The sequence below is a fragment of the uncultured Enterovirga sp. genome (assembly GCF_964242715.1).
Taxonomy (GTDB): domain Bacteria; phylum Pseudomonadota; class Alphaproteobacteria; order Rhizobiales; family Beijerinckiaceae; genus Enterovirga.
Map to the genome: position 1 here is coordinate 16,109 of NZ_CAXTAZ010000043.1, position 17,727 is coordinate 33,835.

Below are 17,727 nucleotides of genomic sequence, written 5' to 3' on the forward strand. Positions count from 1 at the left end.
CCTCTCCCTCCGGGAGAGGCTGACCCGCCACCAGCCTCACGCCCCCACCTCGATCCGGGGATCCACCATCCGGTAGACGAGGTCGGTCGCGAGATTGAAGGCGACCACCATTGCGGAGGACACGAAGAAGACGCCGAGCAGCAGTTGGTAGTCGCGCTGGGCGAGCGCCTCGAACATCAGCCGGCCAATGCCGGGCCAGGCGAAGACCGTCTCGGTCAGGACCGCGCCGCCGACGATCTGGCCGGCCTGAAGCCCGGCCAGCGTCACGACCGGCAGGATGGCGTTGCGGGCGACGTGCCGGCGCGTCACGGCGGCCGGGGCGACACCCTTGGCCCGCGCCGTCCGGACGTAATCGGCCCCCGCCGTCTCCAGCATCGAGGCCCGCATCATCCGGGCATAGAGCGCCATGAAGAAGAGGCCGAGGGTGAGCGCCGGAAGGATCAGGTGGTGGCCGATGTCGAGCGCCCGCGCGAGGCCGGTATAGCCGGCCCCGATCGTCTCGTAGCCGACATTCGGCACGAGCCCGAGTTTCAGGGAGAACACGATCTGGCTCATCAGCGCGATCCAGAAGAGCGGCGTCGCGTAGAAGAGGAGCGCACCCGTCGTGATCGCGGTGTCGGACCAGCGGCCCGCCCGCGCCGCCGCGAGCGCGCCGAGCAGGATGCCGAGGGCGAGCGAGATCACGAAGGCGGTCCCCGTGAGAAGCAATGTCGCCGGCAGCCGTTCGCCGATCAGGGAGGCAACCGACCGGTTCTGACGGTAGCTGAACCCGAGATCGAGCGTCGCGATCCCCTTCAGGTAGATGAAGAGCTGCTCGTGAACCGGCCGGTCGAGCCCGAAACGGGCACGGAGCTGGTCGAGAAACGCCTGGTCCGCCGCCCCGGCCTCCCCGGCCATGACCATGGCCGGATCCCCGGGCGCCGCCCGGATCAGGAAGAAGTTCAGGATCGCGATCGCGAACAGGACGACGATGCCTTTTGCGATCCGGGAGAGGAGGAAGGTCATGCCGCACCTTCCCGCGTCATGGCCGGGCTTGTCCCGGCCACCCCGATCTCCGACGCACCGCACTCTCCGGCAAGACCGTCGTACAGATCACGCCATGTCGGATTGAAATCCCGGATCAGATTGCATTTCCACGCGCGCGGCCAATGCTTCATATTGCGCTCACGCTGGATCGCGGCACGAACGTCCTCATAGCTTTCATAATAGACTAGGATGTCGATCCGATAGCGCTTGGTATGCAGGCCGCCTCGCCTTTGCCTGTGCTGCCAGACCCTAAGAGACAGGTTGTTCGTCACGCCGATATACAAGGCTCCTCCGGGGCGGCTCGCCAGGATGTAGAGCCAGAAGGTCCTCACGATCGTGCGGTCCGATCGGGGTGGCCGGGACAAGCCCGGCCATGACGGTCAGGTGCTGCGCAGCGCCTCACTGCTTCCAGACGGTCTTCGCCGCGTCGTTGATGCCGATGGCCGTCCCGACGAGGTCCTTCACGTTGCAGCGCGAGATGGTCGGGAATTCGAGCTCGAGGAGCCAGAGCACGGGCAGCTCGTCGGCCAGGATCTGCTGCACCTTCGTGTAGAGTTCCTGGCGCTTTTCGGCCGGCGCGATCGCGGCCTCGGCGAAGAGGCGGTCGGCCTCGGGGTTGGAATAGCTGCCGACATTCCCGAAGGGATTTCCCTTGACGATGTTGCTCGACACGTAGGACCGCGCGACGCCGGTCGCCGGATCGCCGAGCTGGTAGAGGAAGTTGAAGGTCAGGTCGAAGTCGAAATTCGAGGTCCGCTGCACCCAGCCGGGCACGTCGGTCGAGACGATCTCCATCTTGATCCCGACCTCCTCGAAATTCTGCTTGATGGCCTCGGCCCAACGCGTCCAGGTCTCGCCATAGGGCAGGCCCAGGAACTTGATCACCTCGCCCTTGTAGCCCGAGGCGGCAACGAGTTCCTTCGCCTTCTTCGGGTCATAGGTGTATTTGGGAACGCCCTGATCGGAGTAGAATTTCGTCTTCGAGGAGATCGGGCCCGTCGGGATCTTGCCATAGCCCGACCAGACGACCTCGCGGCCGAAATCGCGGTCGATCGCGTACATCATGGCTTGGCGGAACTGCTTGTTGCCCAGGATGCCGTTCTTGGTGTTCGGGGTGATCCAGGCATGGGGAGCGAACATCTCCCAGCCCTTGGTGGTCACGCAGGTATTCGGCAGCTTGGCGAGGCGCGCGACGTCGAAGATCTCGACGGCGCCACCGGTCAGGACGTCGACCTTGCCGGTCTCGTAGGCGGTCGCGCGGGCGGCGGCGTCCGGGATGAACTGGAAGTAGATCTCGTCGAGATAGGGCTTGCCCTTGTCCCAATAGGTCTCGTTCCGGGCGAGCTTGACGTAGCTGCCCCTTTTCCACTCGGCGAATTTCATCGGCCCGGTGCCGATCGGCGTGTTGTTGTTCGGGTTGGCCCGGTAGTCCGTGCCCTCGTAGAGATGCTTCGGGATCATGGGCGCCGAGGCCACCTCCTGCGACAGGAGGAAGGGCCCGAAGGGCTGTTTCAGCGTCACCCGGACCGTCAGGTCGTCGACCTTCTCGATCGCCTTCACCTGGGCGTTGACGATCGGGCGCCAGCGCGGGTGGACGTCGCGCAGGAACTTGTCGAGCGTGAAGACGACGTCATCCGCCGTGAAGGGCTTGCCGTCGTGCCAGGTCACGCCCTCCTGGAGCTTGAAGGAGTAGACCGTCTGATCGGCGGAAATTTCCCAGCTCTTGGCGAGCGAGGGCATCGGCTGCAGCTTCTCGTCGTAGCGCAGCAGCGACTCGTAGATGTTGCCCGCGATCATGTTGGTCGGGCCGTTCTGGTTCAGGCCCTGCATCAGCATCGGCGGCTCGGGCGTGACCACGACCTGGAGCACCCCGCCCCGCTTCGGGGTCGTTGTCGCAGCCGTTTGGGCGACGCCCGGTCCGGAGGCCGCCAGGAGAGCGGCGACGGACAGGGCCCGGATCCAGATACGCGTCATGAGCAGGTCCACAGGGTTCGGCCGGCGGCACGTTCGGCCGCCATGGCCCTGCAAGGATTAGACCGGGGCGCCCGGCCAGCGTCAATCAGCGAGGCGGAAGGGGCCCGCATGGTCCTCGGCCGGGAGCGAGGCTCCGGCCAATGCCTTGCGTCGGCCGGGAAACGCCCGTATCCGGCGAAGGGCGCGCCGGCTGAACTTGGAGCGGTTCCAACCGGGGGTTCTCGGCCCGGAACCCACGCTCAGCCGACCTGGCCTCCGCAATCGTCCGGATCGGATCGCCTGTGCCGCGCGTCGCCCTCGCCACTCTCTCGTCGCTCCTGATGCCGGGCCCGCTCGCGGCCGAGACCCTGCCCGCGGGCGCCGCGCTCGGCACCCTGCCGCAGAACCTGTCCCCCTGGGGCATGTTCATGGGCGCCGACATCGTCGTGAAGGCCGTGATGGTCGGGCTCGCGCTCGCTTCCGTCATCACCTGGACGGTGTGGGTCGCGAAATCGCTCGAACTCCTCGCGGCGATCAGATCGGGACGGGCCCTCCTCGGCCGGATCGCGGCCGCGCGATCGCTCAGTGAGGCTGCCCTGGCCGCGCGGGCCTCGCGCTCCGCGATTGCCCGCCTCGTCGACGGCGCCCTCCAGGAAGCCGAGCTCTCCGATGGGCTCCCGGCCGACGGATTGAAGGAGCGGGTCGTGTCGCGGCTCGACCGGATCGAGGCGGCGGCGGCCCGCCGGATGACGCGCGGCACCGGCATCCTGGCCACAATCGGGGCGACCGCGCCCTTCGTCGGCCTGTTCGGCACCGTGTGGGGCATCATGAACGCCTTCATCGGCATTTCCCGGGCGCAGACCACGAATCTCGCGATCGTGGCCCCGGGCATCGCCGAGGCCTTGCTCGCCACCGCGATCGGACTCGTCGCCGCGATCCCGGCGGTCGTGATCTACAACGTCTTCGCGCGCTGGATTGCCGGTTACCGCCTCCTGCTCGGCGACGCCTCGGCCGAGATCATGCGGCATGTGAGCCGCGACCTCGACCGCTCGCGCCATCCGCAGTTGCGAGCGGCAGCGGAATAGCCCGATGGCGGCCAAGCTCAACGGACGTGGCGGTGGCGGCGGCGACGATCTCGAGGTGAATCACGAGATCAACGTGACGCCCTTCATCGACGTGATGCTGGTTCTCCTCATCATCTTCATGGTGGCGGCCCCGCTCGCGACGGTGGACGTCCCGGTGGACCTGCCGAGCACGACCGCGCAGGCTCAGCCGCGCCCCGACAAGCCGCTCTTCCTCACCGTCAAACAGGATCTCAGCCTCAATCTCGGCGAGGCGGTCGTGCCCCGCGACGGCCTCCGGGCCGGCCTCGACGGGGTCACCGGCGGCGACCGCGAGCAGCGTGTCTTCCTGCGGGCCGACAAGGCCGTGAGCTACGGCGACCTCATGGAGGTGATGAACGCGCTTCGCGACGCCGGCTATCTCAAGATCGCCCTCGTCGGCCTCGACGGAGCGCCCGCCCGTTGAGCGCCCTCGCGCTGCGGCCCGAGCCGGACGATGGCCGGCGGGAGGCGGTCCTGTGGGCCGCATCGCTCGCCCTGGCGCTGGCCGCCCACCTGGCCCTGGGCCTGCACCTCCTGGCCCGGTCGCCGGCCTCTCCGGTCGCGGGCGATCCGCTTCCCGCAGTCGAGATCGACATGGCGCCGCCCTCGTCGGCCCCATCCCAGTCGAGCCGGGCAAGCGAGTTCGTGCCCACGAGCGCTGCGCCGGATCCCGTGGTGGAGGAGGTGCCGGACGTCCCCGAGGCCAACATCCCCCCGCCGGAGCCGCTCGCGCGCGAGATGACGGTGGAACCCGCACCCGAGCTGCCCGACGCCGTCGTGCCGCAGCCCGCCGTCCCGCCACCCACTGTCGTGCCGCCGAACCCGGCGGTGGCGCTGCCCCTGAACCTCGCGCCGCCCGCGGCGAAGACGGCCGCCAGGCGACCCGACCGAAAGGCTGCGGAGCGGACATCCGCGCGGCCGGTCCAGGCCGAGACCCGGGGCGCGCGGCAGGTCGAGCGCCGCCCGGCCAGCCTGGCCTCCGGCTCGGCCTCGAACGCCACCCTGTCCGCTTCGAGCGGCGCCTCTGCCGCCAGTTCCGCCGCGTGGCGGAGCCAACTCGTGGCCTATCTTCAGGGCCGGCTCCGGTATCCCCCCGGATCGGTCAGCACCGGCTCGGCCGGCGTGAGCTTCCTGGTCAGCCGGTCGGGCGGCATCGTCTCGGCGAGCCTCGTCCGGTCCTCCGGCAACCCGACGCTCGACGCCGCCGCGATGGCGGTGTTTCGCGGCTCGGTTCCGCCGCCCCCGGCCGGCTATGACGGCTCGCTCTCCTTCTCGATCCCGATCCGCTTCAACCAGCGCTGACCGGAACCTCCGCCGCTCTCGGGCGCTGACAGGCCAACACAGCACGAGGACTCTGATGCGGATCGACCTGAGCGGACGAACGGCTGTCGTCACCGGTTCGACGGAAGGGATCGGCTTCGCCAGTGCCGCCGGCCTCGCCGCCGCCGGCGCGCGCGTGGTCGTCAACGGCCGCAAGCCCGACGGCGTCGAGCGAGCGGTCGCGACCCTTCGCGAGCAAGCCTCCGGCGCCGACGTGATAGGGGTCGCGGCCGATGTCGGGTCGCCGGAGGGCTGCGCCGAGCTCGTTCGCCAGGCACCGGAGGCCGACATCCTGGTGAACAACACCGGCGTCTACGGCCCGCAGCCCTTCTTCGAGATCGACGACGCCGAATGGGAGCGCTTCTTCCAGGTCAACGTCATGTCGGGCGTGCGGCTGTCCCGCGCCCTAATGCCCGGCATGCTGCAGCGGGGCTGGGGCCGGATCGTCTTCGTGTCCTCGGAATCGGGCGTGAACATCCCGGCCGACATGATCCATTACGGCTTCACCAAGACCGCCATGCTGTCCGTGTCCCGCGGGCTGGCGAAGCTCGGGGCCGGAAAGGACGTCACGGTCAACGCGGTCCTGCCCGGGCCGACCCTGACGCCGGGCGTGTCTGCCATGCTGGAGAGCGCCGCCAAGGAGGCCGGCACCTCGGTCGAGGAGGCGGGCGCGGCCTTCGTGAAGGCGCATCGCTCGAACTCGATCATCGGCCGCCTGGCCTCGCCCGAGGAGGTCGCAAACATGATCGTCTACGCCTGTTCGCCGCAGGCCTCGGCGACGACCGGCGCCGCGCTTCGGGTCGAGGGCGGCATCCTCGAAGGGTTCAGCTGAGGGACAGGGCGCCCGCCCTCAGGCCGGGACGGGCGAGCCGACCCGGGACGAGAGCGCGTCCTGCACGGCGCGCTGGGCACGGCGGACGAATTCCGTGCCGGAGAGGCCCGGCTGGATCGGCGGCAGGTAGGAGACGGTGATCGCGCCCCTTCGCTTGAAGGGGTGGTCGGCGCTCCAGAACAGGCCCGAATCGAGCGCCACGGGCAAGACCTCGATGCCGAGCTGGAGGTAGAGCAGTTCCACGCCGCGCTTGAACTCGACCTCGGCGGTGGCGCTCTTGCGCCCGCCTTCCGGGAAGATGAGGATCGGCCGGCCCTCGGCCACGGCCTTCCGGGCCTCCGCCAGCATATGCCGGATCGCCTGGCCGCCGCGTTCGCGCTCGATCAGGATCATGGGCGAGTGTTCCAGGAACCATCCCATGACCGGGATGGAAACGAGTTCCCGTTTCGCCACGATCGCGACATTCGGCACGAGGGTCAGGAAGGCGATCGTCTCCCAGGGAGATTGGTGATTCGCGACGATCAGGCAGGGGCCGGTCGGGATGTTCTGGCGCCCCTGCTCCACGTGGGTCAGGCCGACGGTCCAGCGCAACGCGGCCAGGATGCCCTTCGACCAGACCCGCGTCGTGGCCCGGATCGGGGCCACCGGACGTCCGAGGATCAGGAAGATCCCGAGGACGGGTGCGAACATGGCCGTCCAGACGACCAGAAAGGCATCGAAGAGACGGGACCGGATTCGTTGCACGGCGTTCTCCAAGAAGGCGATCGAGGCGTGGGAGAGCCACCGTCGCTCGGCCCGGGATGTCGCTCACCGGGCATGGCGGGCGGCCCTGTCTATCCTGGTTTGACCTTGGGTCCAAATCATACCGCCCGTGTGACATCCCGGCCCGGCGGCCCGTCCCGGTTGTGACCGGCACCGTGCCTGGAGGTCCCGTGGCATACGGCTTGCTGCCGGAAGGCCATGATCGGTCCGGCTCCGGGGGCGCGCGACAGCGACGATGGGACGTCGCCCAAATCCGATCTCACCGTCGCCGTGATCGATCTGAGCCGGGCCCGGGCGGCGATCGTCGAGGAGGGTTTGCGACAGGCCGGGATCGAGCGGGTCGTGATCATCCCGGACACGGCCGACCTCCTCCGGCGGCTGGCGGAGGCCAACCCCGACGTCGTCGTGATCGACCTCGAAAGCCCCAGCCGCGACGTTTTGGAACAGCTGTTCCAGGTCTCCCGCCTCGTGGAACGCCCGGTCGCGATGTTCGTCGACCAGTCCGACGCGGCCATGATGCAGGCCGCGGTCGATGCCGGGATCTCGGCCTATGTGGTCGACGGCCTCAAGAGCGAGCGAGTGAAGTCGATCATCGACGTCGCCGTGCTCCGCTTCAACGCCTTCGCGCGGCTGCAACGCGAGCTGTCGGAGGCAAAGTCGGAGCTCGCCGCCCGCAAGGTGGTCGAGCGCGCCAAAGGCCTGATCATGAAGGCGAAAGGCCTGTCCGAGGAGGAGGCCTACAACCTCCTTCGACGCAAGGCCATGAACGAGAAACGCAAGCTCGTGGAGATCGCCCAAGCGCTGATCACGAGCGCGGAGCTGCTCGGATGACAGAGCTCCGCATCGGCTTCATCGCGCTGACAGACGCGGCCGCCCTGATCGCCGCGGCGGAGCTGGGTTTCGCGGCCGACGAGGGCCTTCGCATCCGGCTCGAGCGCGAGGCCTCCTGGGCGACGTTGCGGGACAAGCTCGCGCTCGGCTTCGTCGACGCGGCCCACATGCTGGCGCCGCTCGCGATCGCGACCTCGCTCGGGCTCGCGCCGCGCGGCGCGCCGCTCACGCTGGTCGCCCCGCTCGCCCTCAACCTGAACGGCAACGCCTTCACGGTCTCGCTCCCGCTCTGGGGGGAGATGACGGATGCGGGCCCGACCGCGACCTATCCGGAGCGCCGGGCGGCGCTCGCGGCCGCGATCCGGGGACGCGGGGCGGCGGGCCGGCCGCCGCTCACGCTTGCGACCGTCCACCCCTTCTCCACTCACACCTATCAGCTCCGTCGCCTGCTCGGCCCGGAGGTGGCGGAGACCGACGTCCGGATCACCGTCGTTCCGCCGGCCCACATGGTCGAGGCCCTCAGGATGGAGAGTGTGGACGGCTTCTGCGTCGGGAGCCCCTGGAACAGCGTGGCGGTGGAATCCGGCTTCGGCCGCATCGCGGCCTTGGGCACCGAGATCGCCCCCGGCGCTCCCGAGAAGGTGCTCGCCTGGCCACGGGGTCGCCTCGATCCGGCAATCGGCGCAGCCGTGGTCAGGGCGGTCCAAGCCGCCGGCGATTGGTGCGCCGAGCCGGCGAACCGCGGCGAACTCGCCTTCCTGCTGGCCAAACCGCAGCATCTCGACCTGCCGGCCGCCATCATCCGCCGCACGCTCGACGGACGGCTGATCGTCGACCCGGACGGCAGCACGGCCATCGACCCGGACTACCTGACGCTGGGCGGCGCGACCCACCGCCCCGCCCCCGAACAGGCCCGCTGGATCTTTGCCGAAATGGTCGCGGCCGACCAAGTCGGGCGCGGGCGGGTCGAGGAGGCGGCCGCCGTCTACGATCCCGCCTTCTACGAGGACGCGCTCCGGATGGTGGCGCCCGCCGAGTGAGATTGCCCTCGTTTTGTGCAGTGCACAAACAAGCGGCGTTTCGGTTGGCGCAAGCCGGTCTCGGCTGCGGCGGTGGGCTCCTCGCTACCACGGATCCGCGGCTGGCATGGGCCTTGCTGAAGTTCCCTGACCGTCAACGACGACGGGCAGAATTCAGGCCGTCAGCAACGCCGCTGGCCGGGCTTCCTCGAGCGCCGACGAGCCCGTCGGCGCCTCGCCGGGATGCATCGGTCGGGGGCGTTTTTTGTTCGCCAGCCAGGGCTGGCCCGATCCTTCGTTTCGCCAGCCGGGGCTGGCCAGGGAGCCATCGCATGCGTGACCGCCTTGCCGATCCGAGCCGCCGAAGCGCCCTGAAGGGCGTCGGCGCGACGCTCGCCCTCGCATCGGCCATCAAGGCCAGCTTCCCGGGCGGCGCCTTCGCGCAGGGTGCCGGGCCGGAGGTGAAGGGCGCGAAGCTCGGCTTCATCGCGCTCACCGACGCGGCCCCGCTCTTCGTGGCCAAGGAAAAGGGCTTCTTCGCCAAGCACGGCATGCCGGACGTCTCGGTCGAGAAACAGGCCTCCTGGGGCACGACGCGCGACAACCTCGTCCTCGGTGGCGAGGGCAACGGCATCGACGGCGCCCATATCCTGACCCCGATGCCGTACCTGATCACGGCCGGGCGGGTGACGCAGAACAATGTCGGCGTGCCGATGCAGATCCTGGCCCGGCTGAACACCAACGGCCAATGCATCTCGGTCGCGAAGGAATATCTCGACCAAAAGGTCGGGCTCGACGCCAAGGTCTTCAAGACGGCGATCGACAAGAAGAAGGCCGCCGGCAAGTCCGTGAAGGCGGCCATGACCTTCCCGGGCGGCACCCACGACCTCTGGATCCGCTACTGGCTCGCGGCCGGCGGCATCGATCCGGACAAGGATATCGAGACGATCGTCGTTCCGCCGCCCCAGATGGTGGCGAATATGAAAGTCGGCACCATGGATTGCTTCTGCGTGGGCGAGCCCTGGAACGCCCAGCTCGTGACGCAGGGGATCGGCTACACGGCGCTGACGACCGGCGAACTCTGGAAGGACCACCCCGAGAAGGCCTTCGCCCTCCGCTCGTCCTTCGTCGACAAGAACCCGCGCGCCGCCAAGGCCATGCTGATGGCCGTGATGGAGGCCCAGCAATGGGCCGACAAGCCCGAGAACAGGGACGAGCTCGCGACGATCCTGGGCAAGCGCCAGTGGATCAACATCCCGGCTTCCGACGTGGCGGGCCGGACCAAGGGCACGATCGATTACGGCGACGGGCGCGTCGTCGAGAACAGCCCGCTCATCATGAAATACTGGGCGGACCAGGCCTCCTATCCCTTCCCGTCCCACGACATGTGGTTCCTCACCGAGGATATCCGCTGGGGCAAGTTCGCGCCCGACACCGACATCAAGGCGCTCGTCGCCAAGGTGAATCGCGAGGATCTGTGGCGCGAGGCCGCGAAGGACCTCGGCGTCGCCGAGGCCGCGATCCCGACCTCGAAGTCGCGCGGCAAGGAGACCTTCTTCGACGGCAAGGTCTTCGATCCGGACAACCCGGCCGCCTACCTCGCCGCGCTCGACATCAAACGCATCGCCTGAGCCCTCACCCGAGCGGCGGAGCCGAATCCATGAGCAGCACAGCGGTCAAGACCACGCTCGCACCGGCCCGCCGGAAGCCCGACACGGGCTCGCGCCGGGGCACGGCCGCATCCGGAGCATTGCCGAGGCTCGCGGCGGATACCGAGGCGCCCAAGGCCGCCAAGCCGCCGCTCGGCCCGAAGTTCGCGGCTGCCGCGAAGTCGGTCGCGACGGAGGTCGTGCCGCCGCTCGTGATGCTCGCGCTCCTGCTGATCGTCTGGCAGATCCTGTGCAGCCGCCCCGGCGCCGGCCTGCCGCCGCCGACCCGGGTGCTGACGGAAACCTGGGACCTGATCGTCAACCCGTTCTACGACAACGGCGGCACGGACAAGGGCCTGTTCTGGCACGTCTCGGCGAGCCTCCAGCGCGTCGCCCTCGGCTACGTGTTGGCCGTGATCGTCGGTGTCGCGCTCGGCACCCTCGTCGGCCAGTCGACCTGGGCGATGCGCGGCCTCGACCCGATCTTCCAGGTGCTCAGGACCGTGCCGCCGCTCGCCTGGCTACCGCTCGCGCTGGCCGCGTTCCGGGACGGCCAGCCCTCGGCCATCTTCGTGATCTTCATCACCTCGATCTGGCCGATCATCATCAACACGGCCGTCGGCATCCGCAACATCCCGCAGGACTATCGCAACGTCTCGGCCGTCCTTCGGCTGAACGGCTTCGAGTTCTTCTACAAGATCATGGTGCCGTCGGCCGCGCCCTACATCTTCACCGGTCTTCGGATCGGCATCGGGCTGTCCTGGCTCGCGATCGTGGCGGCCGAGATGCTGATCGGCGGCGTCGGGATCGGGTTCTTCATCTGGGATGCCTGGAATTCGTCCAAGATCTCCGAGATCATCCTGGCCCTCATCTATGTCGGCCTGATCGGCTTCGTGCTCGACCGCCTCGTCGCGATGGTCGCGAACATCGTGACCCGCGGCACCAGCTCGCAGTGAGGAGGACGGCCATGGCCTATCTCGACATCTCCCAGGTCGGCATCAGCTTCTCGCGCGGCGGACGCACGAGCGAGGTTCTCCGCGACGTCAATCTCACGGTCGAGAAGGGCGAATACGTCTCGATCATCGGCCATTCGGGCTGCGGCAAGTCCACGCTCCTGAACATCGTGGCCGGGCTGCTCCGCGCCTCGACCGGCGGCATCCTGCTCGAGGGCCGCGAGGTGAACGCGCCCGGCCCCGACCGCGCGGTCGTGTTCCAGAACCACTCGCTCCTGCCCTGGCTGACGGTGCGGGAGAACGTGAAGCTCGCCGTCGACAAGGTCTTCCGGGGCGTGAAGTCCAAGGCCGAGCGGCGCGACTGGATCGACCAGAACCTCGCCCTCGTGAACATGCTCCAGGCCTCCGACAAACGCCCCTCCGAAATCTCGGGCGGCATGAAGCAGCGCGTCGGCATCGCCCGCGCGCTCGCCATGGAGCCGAAAGTTCTGCTCCTCGACGAGCCTTTCGGCGCGCTTGATGCCCTGACCCGCGCGCATCTGCAGGATCAGGTGACCGAGATCCATGCCCGGCTCGGCAACACGATGATCATGATCACCCACGACGTCGACGAGGCGGTGCTCCTCTCCGACCGCATCGTGATGATGACGAACGGCCCCTCGGCCACGATCGGCGAAATCCTCCCGATCGCGATCTCCCGGCCGCGCAAGCGCCTCGACCTCGTCGAGGACGCGACCTACGTCCACGCCCGCGCGGCCGTGCTCGAATTCCTCTACGCGCGCCATGCCGCGCCCGCGCTGGCCGCTTGAGAGGCCGGCCGTGTCGCCGGACGACATCGCACGCGTCCAGGCCTCGTTCGAGGCCGTGAAGCCGATCTCGGATACGGCCGCAGGGCTGTTCTACGGTCGCCTGTTCGAGACCGCGCCGGAGACGCGGAGCATGTTCCCGGACGACATGTCCGAGCAGCGCCGCAAGCTGATGGCGACGCTCGCCGTCGTGGTGGCCGGGCTCGACCGCCTGCCCAGCATCCTCCCGTCCGCGAGCGCGCTCGCCAAGAAGCATGTCGGCTGGGGCGTGCAGGCAGAGCATTACCCGATCGTCGGGACAGCCCTCCTGTGGACGCTGGAGCAGGGGCTAGGACCGCAGGCCTGGACACCCGAGCTGAAAGCATCCTGGGAGCAGGCCTACCGGACCGTCTCCGGATACATGATCGGCGAGGCCTATGGCGCCGCTGCCGAAGCGACCTCGTCATGACCGCCCTCGAGCGCCTCGTCGTCGTGGGCAACGGCATGGTGTCGCTGCGCTTCCTCGAGCGGCTCTGCGACCATGCACCGGGCCGCTACGACGTGACCGTGATCGGGGCGGAGCCGTCGCCGGCCTATAACCGCGTGCTGCTCTCCGCCCTGCTCGCGGGTGATGTCGACGAGGAGGGCTGCCGCCTGCGCGAGGCTCTCTGGTATGACGGCCAGCGCATCCGGCTGCGGACGGGCCAGCCTGCGACCGCGATCGACACCGCGAACCGGACCGTCACCGTCGGCGACGAGCGGATCGGCTACGACCGGCTCGTCCTCGCGACGGGCTCCGTCCCGATCATGCTGCCGAAACCCGGGATGGATTTGCCGGGCGTGATGGCGTTCCGCGATCTCGCCCATGTCGACACGATGCGGGCGCTTAAGGGCTCGGGAGCGCGAGCGGTCGTGATCGGCGGCGGGCTGCTCGGGCTCGAGGCGGCCTATGGCCTGGCCCGCCTCGGCGTCGAGACGACTTTGCTCCACGTCATGGACCGGCTGATGGAGCGCCAGCTCGACGCCCGCGCCGCCCGCCTCGTCCGGAGCGCGATGGAGCGAATGGGCGTCCGGGTCATGCTGAAGGCCGATACCGCCGTGATCGAGGGCGACGGCCGCGTCGAGGCCGTGCGGCTCGTCGACGGGACATTGCTGCCGGCCGACATCGTCGTGGTCGCGGTCGGCGTGCGGCCGCGGGTCGATCTCGCCCGCCAATCCGGCCTCGCGGTGGGGCGGGGCATCCAGGTCGACGACGGCCTCGCGACGTCGATGCCGGGCATCTCCGCGATCGGCGAATGCGCCGAGCACCGCGGCGTGGCCTATGGCCTCGTCGAGCCAGGATACGAACAGGCGGACGTGCTCGCGCGCCGACTCGCCGGAGAGGATGCGGCCTATCCGGGCAGCATTGTCGCGACGAGCCTCAAGGTGTCCGGACTGCCGGTCTTCTCTGCCGGCGACATCGGCGACGATGCCGAGGGCGAGCCGATCGTCCTGTCCGACCCACTGGGCGGCATCTACCGCAAGCTCCTCGTCCGCGACGGCCGCCTCGCCGGCGCGCTCCTGGTCGGGGATATCGGCGAGGGCACCTGGTACCGCGAGCTGATCCGGACCGGCGAGCCCGTCGCCGGCTTCCGGGACGACCTGATGTTCGGGCGGGCCACGCCCGCACCGAAACGCGCGGCGGCGGCTGCCCTCCCGGAGCAGCGCCTTGCCGCCTGATCCGACCTCCGACTTCTCACCGGAACAGAAGCGCTATCTCGAGGGCTTCGCCTCCGGCATCTCCGCCATGCGCAATGCCGGAGTGATGCCGGGCCAGCCCGCGGCCGCGAAAGGCCCGCCCGAGCCGACCGGCCCGGACGCGATCCACCTCCGGGCGCAGGACCGCATCGTCAAGGACGGCGGCAAGCTCAACGACCAGGAGAAGTGGAAACGGGCCGAGCATCCGTTCGACGCCTATGCCAGGCTGAAGGACGCGGCGGATGCCGGGCAGGTGCCGAAGCCCGACGACAATTTCCGCTGGCGCTACCACGGCCTGTTCTGGGTCGCCCCGAACCAGGTCTCCTACATGTGCCGGCTCCGCATCCCGAACGGGGTGCTGAAGCATTGGCAATTCGCCGGCGTGGCCGACCTCGCCGATTCCCATGGCGGCGGCTACACCCACGTCACCACCCGCGCCAACCTCCAGATCCGCGAGATCGCGCCGGAGCATGCCGCCCCCCTCCTCGAAGGCCTGATCGATATCGGGCTCACGGCCCGGGGCGCCGGCGCCGACAACATCCGCAACGTCACCGGCTCGCCGACGGCCGGGATCGACACGCAGGAGATCCTGGACACCCGGCCGCTGGCGCGGTCCTGGCAATTCCACATCCTGAACGACCGCTCGCTCTTCGGCCTGCCCCGCAAGTTCAACGTCGCCTTCGACGGCGGCGGCGTGCTGCCGGTGCTGGAAGAGACGAACGATATCGGCTTCCAGGCCGTGCAGGTCCGCCCCGGCGCGACCGGTCCGGACGGCGCCGCGATCGAGCCGGGCGTCTGGATGCGCCTCGTCCTCGGCGGCATCTCCGGCCACAAGGACCTCGCCCGGGACACGGGCGTGATCTGCCGGCCCGGCGAATGCAACGCGCTTGCAGACGCGATCCTGCGCGTCTTCATCGAGAACGCCGACCGCACCAACCGCAACACGTCGCGGATGAAATACGTGCTCGATGCCTGGGGCTTCGACAAATACCTCGCTGCGGTCGAGGAGAAGCTCGGTCGCAAGCTCGTCCGGGTCGAGCCGCAGCACCTCGTGCTCCGCGGCGGCTTCGACCGTTTCGCCCATCTCGGGGTGCATAAGCAGGTTCAGCCGGGGCTGAACTGGGTCGGCGTCGCGCTCCCGGTAGGCAAGATGACCACCGACGAGATGCGGGCGCTGGCCGAGATCGCGCGCGACTGCGGCGACGGCGACATCCGGCTCACCGTCTGGCAGAACTTCCTCTTCTCCGGCGTGCCGGACGCGCGGGTGGCCGAGGTCGAGGCCCGCGTCACGGCCCTCGGTCTGTCGACCTCCGCGACCAATGTCAGGGCCGGACTCGTCGCCTGCACGGGCGCGTCGGGCTGCAAGTTCGCGGCCGCCCATACCAAGGAATGGGCGATGGAGATCGCCGGGCACGTCGACACTCGGCTCGACCTCGACGTGCCGGTCAATGTCCACGTCACCGGCTGCCACAATTCCTGCGCCCAGCATTACATCGGCGACGTCGGCCTGATCGGCGCCAAGGTGCCGGTCGGGCAGGATGGCGACACGGTCGAGGGTTTCGACATCGTGGTCGGCGGCGGCTTTGCCGACGATCCGGCGATCGGGCGCGAGCTCTGGACGGGCGTGACGGCGGAGGAGAGCCCCGAGCGCGTGGAGGCCATCCTGCGGGCCTATCTGGCTCACCGAACGGGTCCCGGGGAGGGCGTCGCGGCCTGGACGCGGCGCTACGAGATCGAGGTGCTGCGGGGGCTGATCGAGGCGGTGCAGGTCGAGCCCGCGCATCTTCGGCTGGAGGCGGCGGAGTGATGCGCGTGCGCGTACTGTCCCGACTAGCGGCGCTCCCCCTCCACCATGCCGCCGGCTTCGCCGGACAGCATGGTCCCCCTCCCCCACAGGGGGAGGGGACGCAGGTGGCTGCCACGTCGTCTCCTCCCCCCTTGGGGGAGGGGGACCACCCGAAGGGTGGTGGAGGGGGCCGGTGCCGCGGAGCCGTCGCATGACCGCCCACGTGCCCACCCCAGTCCTGGCGATCCCCGAAAGCGCCCCCTTCAGCCCGGAGCAGCGCTCCTGGCTCTCGGGTTACTTCTCCGCCCTCCTCTCGCCCGACGCGCTTGGGGCGACCCCGATCTCCGGCGCGGATGCGACGGCGCTCGGCGCACCCGGCCCCGAGCTCGCCGACAACGATGCCGCGCCCTGGCACGACCCGTCACTGCCGCTGCCGGACCGCATGAACATGGCGAAGGAGCGTCCGCTCGCGCCCCGCCTCATGGCCGCGATGGCGCAGCAGGATTGCGGGCAATGCGGCTACAATTGCGCGGATTACGCGAACGCCCTCTTCCTGAACAAGGAGGAGCGGCTGAACCTCTGCGCGCCGGGCGGCAAGGACACGGCCCGCGCCCTGAAGGCCCTCGCGGCCGAGATCGGCGGCGCGCCGACCGGCGCGGCGCTCGACGCGGCCGCGAGCCCGGCGACGGCCGTCCTCGAACCGTTTGGCCCGCTCGGCTATTGCCGCGAGAACCCGGTTCCGGCCGTGTTCCTGTCGCGAACCCGGCTCAACGGCGAGGGCTCCGAGAAGGAGACCTGGCATGTCGAGATCGACCTCTCGGCCTCGGGCGTCAGCTACGAGGTCGGGGATTCGCTCGGCGTCTTCCCGACCAACGCCACTTTCGTGGTCGACGCCGTCATCGCCCAGCTCGGCGCCCGGCCGGAGCGGCTGATCAACGGCCGCACGCTCCGCGACCATCTCCTCTACGATTACGGGCTCGGCGCCGCGCCGGACGCGCTCTTCACGCTCCTGTCCCACATCACCGGCGGCGAGGCCCGCAAGAAGGCGCGCGCGCTTGCGGCCGGCGAGGATCCGGACGGCGACGCGGCCGCGCTCGATGTCCTCGGCGCGCTGCACAAGTTCGGCTCGGCCCGGCCCGACGGAGAGGCGTTCCTGGAGACGCTCGAGCCGCTGCAGCCGCGCCTTTACTCGATCTCGTCCTCGCCCAAGGCCGATCCCGGCCGGGTGACGCTCACGATCGACACGGTCCGCTACGCGATCAACAAGCGCCAGCGGCTCGGCGTCGCCTCGACCTTCTTCGCCGAGCGGATCGAGGCCGGCACGCCGCTCAAGATCTACGTCCAGAAGGCGCATGGCTTCGCGCTGCCGGCCGACCCCGCGACCCCGATCATCATGTGCGGGCCGGGCACCGGGATCGCCCCATTCCGGGCCTTCCTCCGCGACCGGCAGGCTTCGGGCGCGGCGGGCCGCAACTGGCTCTTCTTCGGCCACCAGCGCCAGGCGCACGACTTCTTCTACCGCGACGAGCTCACGGCCATGCGGGAGGCCAAGTTCCTGAACCGGCTCACGCTCGCCTGGTCGCGCGACGGCAACGAGAAGGTCTACGTCCAGGACCGCATGCGCGAGGTCGGGCAGGACCTCTGGTCCTGGCTCCAGGAGGGCGCCCATTTCTACATCTGCGGCGACGCGAAACGCATGGCCAAGGATGTCGAGACGGCCCTGATCGACGTCGCGCAGCGCCACGGCGGCAAGAGCCCGGACGAGGCGGTCGCTTACTTGCAGGGCCTCAAGAAGGCCGGCCGCTATCAGGCGGACGTGTATTGATGAAAACTCTCGCGGCCTGCCTCTCCCGGAGGGAGAGGTCGAGCGGCCGCGGAAGCGGCCGGCCGGGTGAGGGGTGTGACCTCTCCGGAAAGGACACGCCCCTCACCCGGTCGGCTCCGCCGACTCGACCTCTCCCTCCCGGGAGA

The 17,727-nt window shown here is 69.3% G+C and carries 17 protein-coding genes; 13 read left to right on the forward strand and 4 right to left on the reverse strand.

Annotated elements, in window-relative coordinates; genetic code table 11:
- Positions 1-36: 36 nt before the first annotated feature.
- From ACFE87_RS18590 to ACFE87_RS18600, 3 genes are all read right to left on the reverse strand, one after another.
- A complete protein-coding gene (locus ACFE87_RS18590; protein WP_375461142.1) occupies positions 37-1,005 on the reverse strand; it encodes an ABC transporter permease in 969 nt (322 codons plus the stop codon).
- A complete protein-coding gene (locus ACFE87_RS18595; RefSeq protein ID WP_375461143.1) occupies positions 1,002-1,358 on the reverse strand; it encodes a GIY-YIG nuclease family protein in 357 nt (118 codons plus the stop codon). Before ACFE87_RS18595 ends, ACFE87_RS18590 begins: the two co-directional genes overlap by 4 nt.
- A 67-nt stretch (positions 1,359-1,425) precedes the next feature.
- Positions 1,426-3,000, reverse strand: coding sequence for an ABC transporter substrate-binding protein (locus ACFE87_RS18600; RefSeq protein ID WP_375461144.1), 1,575 nt, complete (start codon positions 2,998-3,000; stop codon positions 1,426-1,428).
- A gap of 320 nt (positions 3,001-3,320) precedes the next feature.
- On the opposite strand from ACFE87_RS18600, the gene exbB reads away from it, so the two are divergent.
- Genes exbB through ACFE87_RS18620 form a run of 4 tightly spaced genes read left to right on the forward strand, consistent with a single transcriptional unit; the run spans position 3,321 to position 6,234 of the window.
- A complete protein-coding gene (gene exbB, locus ACFE87_RS18605; RefSeq protein ID WP_375461170.1) occupies positions 3,321-4,064 on the forward strand; it encodes a tonB-system energizer ExbB in 744 nt (247 codons plus the stop codon).
- Between the two features lie 4 nt (positions 4,065-4,068).
- The gene (gene exbD, locus ACFE87_RS18610) at positions 4,069-4,506 is read left to right on the forward strand and encodes a TonB system transport protein ExbD (protein WP_375461145.1); all 438 of its coding nucleotides are present in this window, start codon (positions 4,069-4,071) and stop codon (positions 4,504-4,506) included.
- A complete protein-coding gene (locus ACFE87_RS18615) occupies positions 4,503-5,384 on the forward strand; it encodes a cell envelope integrity protein TolA (protein WP_375461146.1) in 882 nt (293 codons plus the stop codon). Before exbD ends, ACFE87_RS18615 begins: the two co-directional genes overlap by 4 nt.
- 55 nt (positions 5,385-5,439) lie before the next feature.
- On the forward strand, positions 5,440-6,234 hold the full coding sequence (locus ACFE87_RS18620; protein ID WP_375461147.1) for an SDR family NAD(P)-dependent oxidoreductase: 795 nt from the start codon (positions 5,440-5,442) through the stop codon (positions 6,232-6,234).
- Positions 6,235-6,252: 18 nt separating this feature from the next.
- Here the strand turns inward: ACFE87_RS18620 and ACFE87_RS18625 are convergent, their stop codons facing one another.
- The gene (locus ACFE87_RS18625; RefSeq protein WP_375461148.1) at positions 6,253-6,978 is read right to left on the reverse strand and encodes a lysophospholipid acyltransferase family protein; all 726 of its coding nucleotides are present in this window, start codon (positions 6,976-6,978) and stop codon (positions 6,253-6,255) included.
- Between the two features lie 216 nt (positions 6,979-7,194).
- Between ACFE87_RS18625 and ACFE87_RS18630 the strand changes: the two genes are divergently transcribed.
- The 9 genes from ACFE87_RS18630 (at position 7,195) to ACFE87_RS18670 (ending at position 17,581) form a co-directional block, all read left to right on the forward strand.
- The gene (locus ACFE87_RS18630; RefSeq protein ID WP_375461149.1) at positions 7,195-7,827 is read left to right on the forward strand and encodes an ANTAR domain-containing response regulator; all 633 of its coding nucleotides are present in this window, start codon (positions 7,195-7,197) and stop codon (positions 7,825-7,827) included.
- Positions 7,824-8,867, forward strand: coding sequence for an ABC transporter substrate-binding protein (locus ACFE87_RS18635; protein WP_375461150.1), 1,044 nt, complete (start codon positions 7,824-7,826; stop codon positions 8,865-8,867). The genes ACFE87_RS18630 and ACFE87_RS18635 overlap by 4 nt, the downstream gene beginning before the upstream one ends.
- A 311-nt stretch (positions 8,868-9,178) precedes the next feature.
- Complete coding sequence (locus tag ACFE87_RS18640; RefSeq protein ID WP_375461151.1) at positions 9,179-10,477, forward strand: CmpA/NrtA family ABC transporter substrate-binding protein; 1,299 nt, start codon at positions 9,179-9,181, stop codon at positions 10,475-10,477.
- Between the two features lie 29 nt (positions 10,478-10,506).
- Positions 10,507-11,451, forward strand: coding sequence for a nitrate ABC transporter permease (ntrB, locus tag ACFE87_RS18645; RefSeq protein WP_375461152.1), 945 nt, complete (start codon positions 10,507-10,509; stop codon positions 11,449-11,451).
- Between the two features lie 11 nt (positions 11,452-11,462).
- Positions 11,463-12,257: an ABC transporter ATP-binding protein gene (locus ACFE87_RS18650; protein WP_375461153.1), complete on the forward strand. Its 795-nt coding sequence runs from the start codon at positions 11,463-11,465 to the stop codon at positions 12,255-12,257.
- 10 nt (positions 12,258-12,267) lie between these two features.
- The gene (locus ACFE87_RS18655; RefSeq protein WP_375461154.1) at positions 12,268-12,702 is read left to right on the forward strand and encodes a globin family protein; all 435 of its coding nucleotides are present in this window, start codon (positions 12,268-12,270) and stop codon (positions 12,700-12,702) included.
- Positions 12,699-13,952, forward strand: coding sequence for an NAD(P)/FAD-dependent oxidoreductase (locus ACFE87_RS18660; protein WP_375461155.1), 1,254 nt, complete (start codon positions 12,699-12,701; stop codon positions 13,950-13,952). Before ACFE87_RS18655 ends, ACFE87_RS18660 begins: the two co-directional genes overlap by 4 nt.
- Positions 13,942-15,777, forward strand: coding sequence for a NirA family protein (locus ACFE87_RS18665; RefSeq protein ID WP_375461156.1), 1,836 nt, complete (start codon positions 13,942-13,944; stop codon positions 15,775-15,777). Before ACFE87_RS18660 ends, ACFE87_RS18665 begins: the two co-directional genes overlap by 11 nt.
- 190 nt (positions 15,778-15,967) lie before the next feature.
- Positions 15,968-17,581: a sulfite reductase subunit alpha gene (locus ACFE87_RS18670; RefSeq protein WP_375461157.1), complete on the forward strand. Its 1,614-nt coding sequence runs from the start codon at positions 15,968-15,970 to the stop codon at positions 17,579-17,581.
- The last annotated feature ends 146 nt before the right edge of the window (positions 17,582-17,727 follow it).

Coding starts and splice junctions, on each gene's coding strand:
- ACFE87_RS18590 (WP_375461142.1), bottom strand. CDS start 1,005: ATGACCTTCCTCCTCTCCCGGATCGCAAAAGGCATCGTCGTCCTGTTC.
- ACFE87_RS18600 (WP_375461144.1), bottom strand. CDS start 3,000: ATGACGCGTATCTGGATCCGGGCCCTGTCCGTCGCCGCTCTCCTGGCG.
- exbB (WP_375461170.1), top strand. CDS start 3,321: ATGCCGGGCCCGCTCGCGGCCGAGACCCTGCCCGCGGGCGCCGCGCTC.
- exbD (WP_375461145.1), top strand. CDS start 4,069: ATGGCGGCCAAGCTCAACGGACGTGGCGGTGGCGGCGGCGACGATCTC.
- ACFE87_RS18620 (WP_375461147.1), top strand. CDS start 5,440: ATGCGGATCGACCTGAGCGGACGAACGGCTGTCGTCACCGGTTCGACG.
- ACFE87_RS18630 (WP_375461149.1), top strand. CDS start 7,195: ATGATCGGTCCGGCTCCGGGGGCGCGCGACAGCGACGATGGGACGTCG.
- ACFE87_RS18635 (WP_375461150.1), top strand. CDS start 7,824: ATGACAGAGCTCCGCATCGGCTTCATCGCGCTGACAGACGCGGCCGCC.
- ACFE87_RS18640 (WP_375461151.1), top strand. CDS start 9,179: ATGCGTGACCGCCTTGCCGATCCGAGCCGCCGAAGCGCCCTGAAGGGC.
- ntrB (WP_375461152.1), top strand. CDS start 10,507: ATGAGCAGCACAGCGGTCAAGACCACGCTCGCACCGGCCCGCCGGAAG.
- ACFE87_RS18650 (WP_375461153.1), top strand. CDS start 11,463: ATGGCCTATCTCGACATCTCCCAGGTCGGCATCAGCTTCTCGCGCGGC.
- ACFE87_RS18660 (WP_375461155.1), top strand. CDS start 12,699: ATGACCGCCCTCGAGCGCCTCGTCGTCGTGGGCAACGGCATGGTGTCG.
- ACFE87_RS18670 (WP_375461157.1), top strand. CDS start 15,968: ATGACCGCCCACGTGCCCACCCCAGTCCTGGCGATCCCCGAAAGCGCC.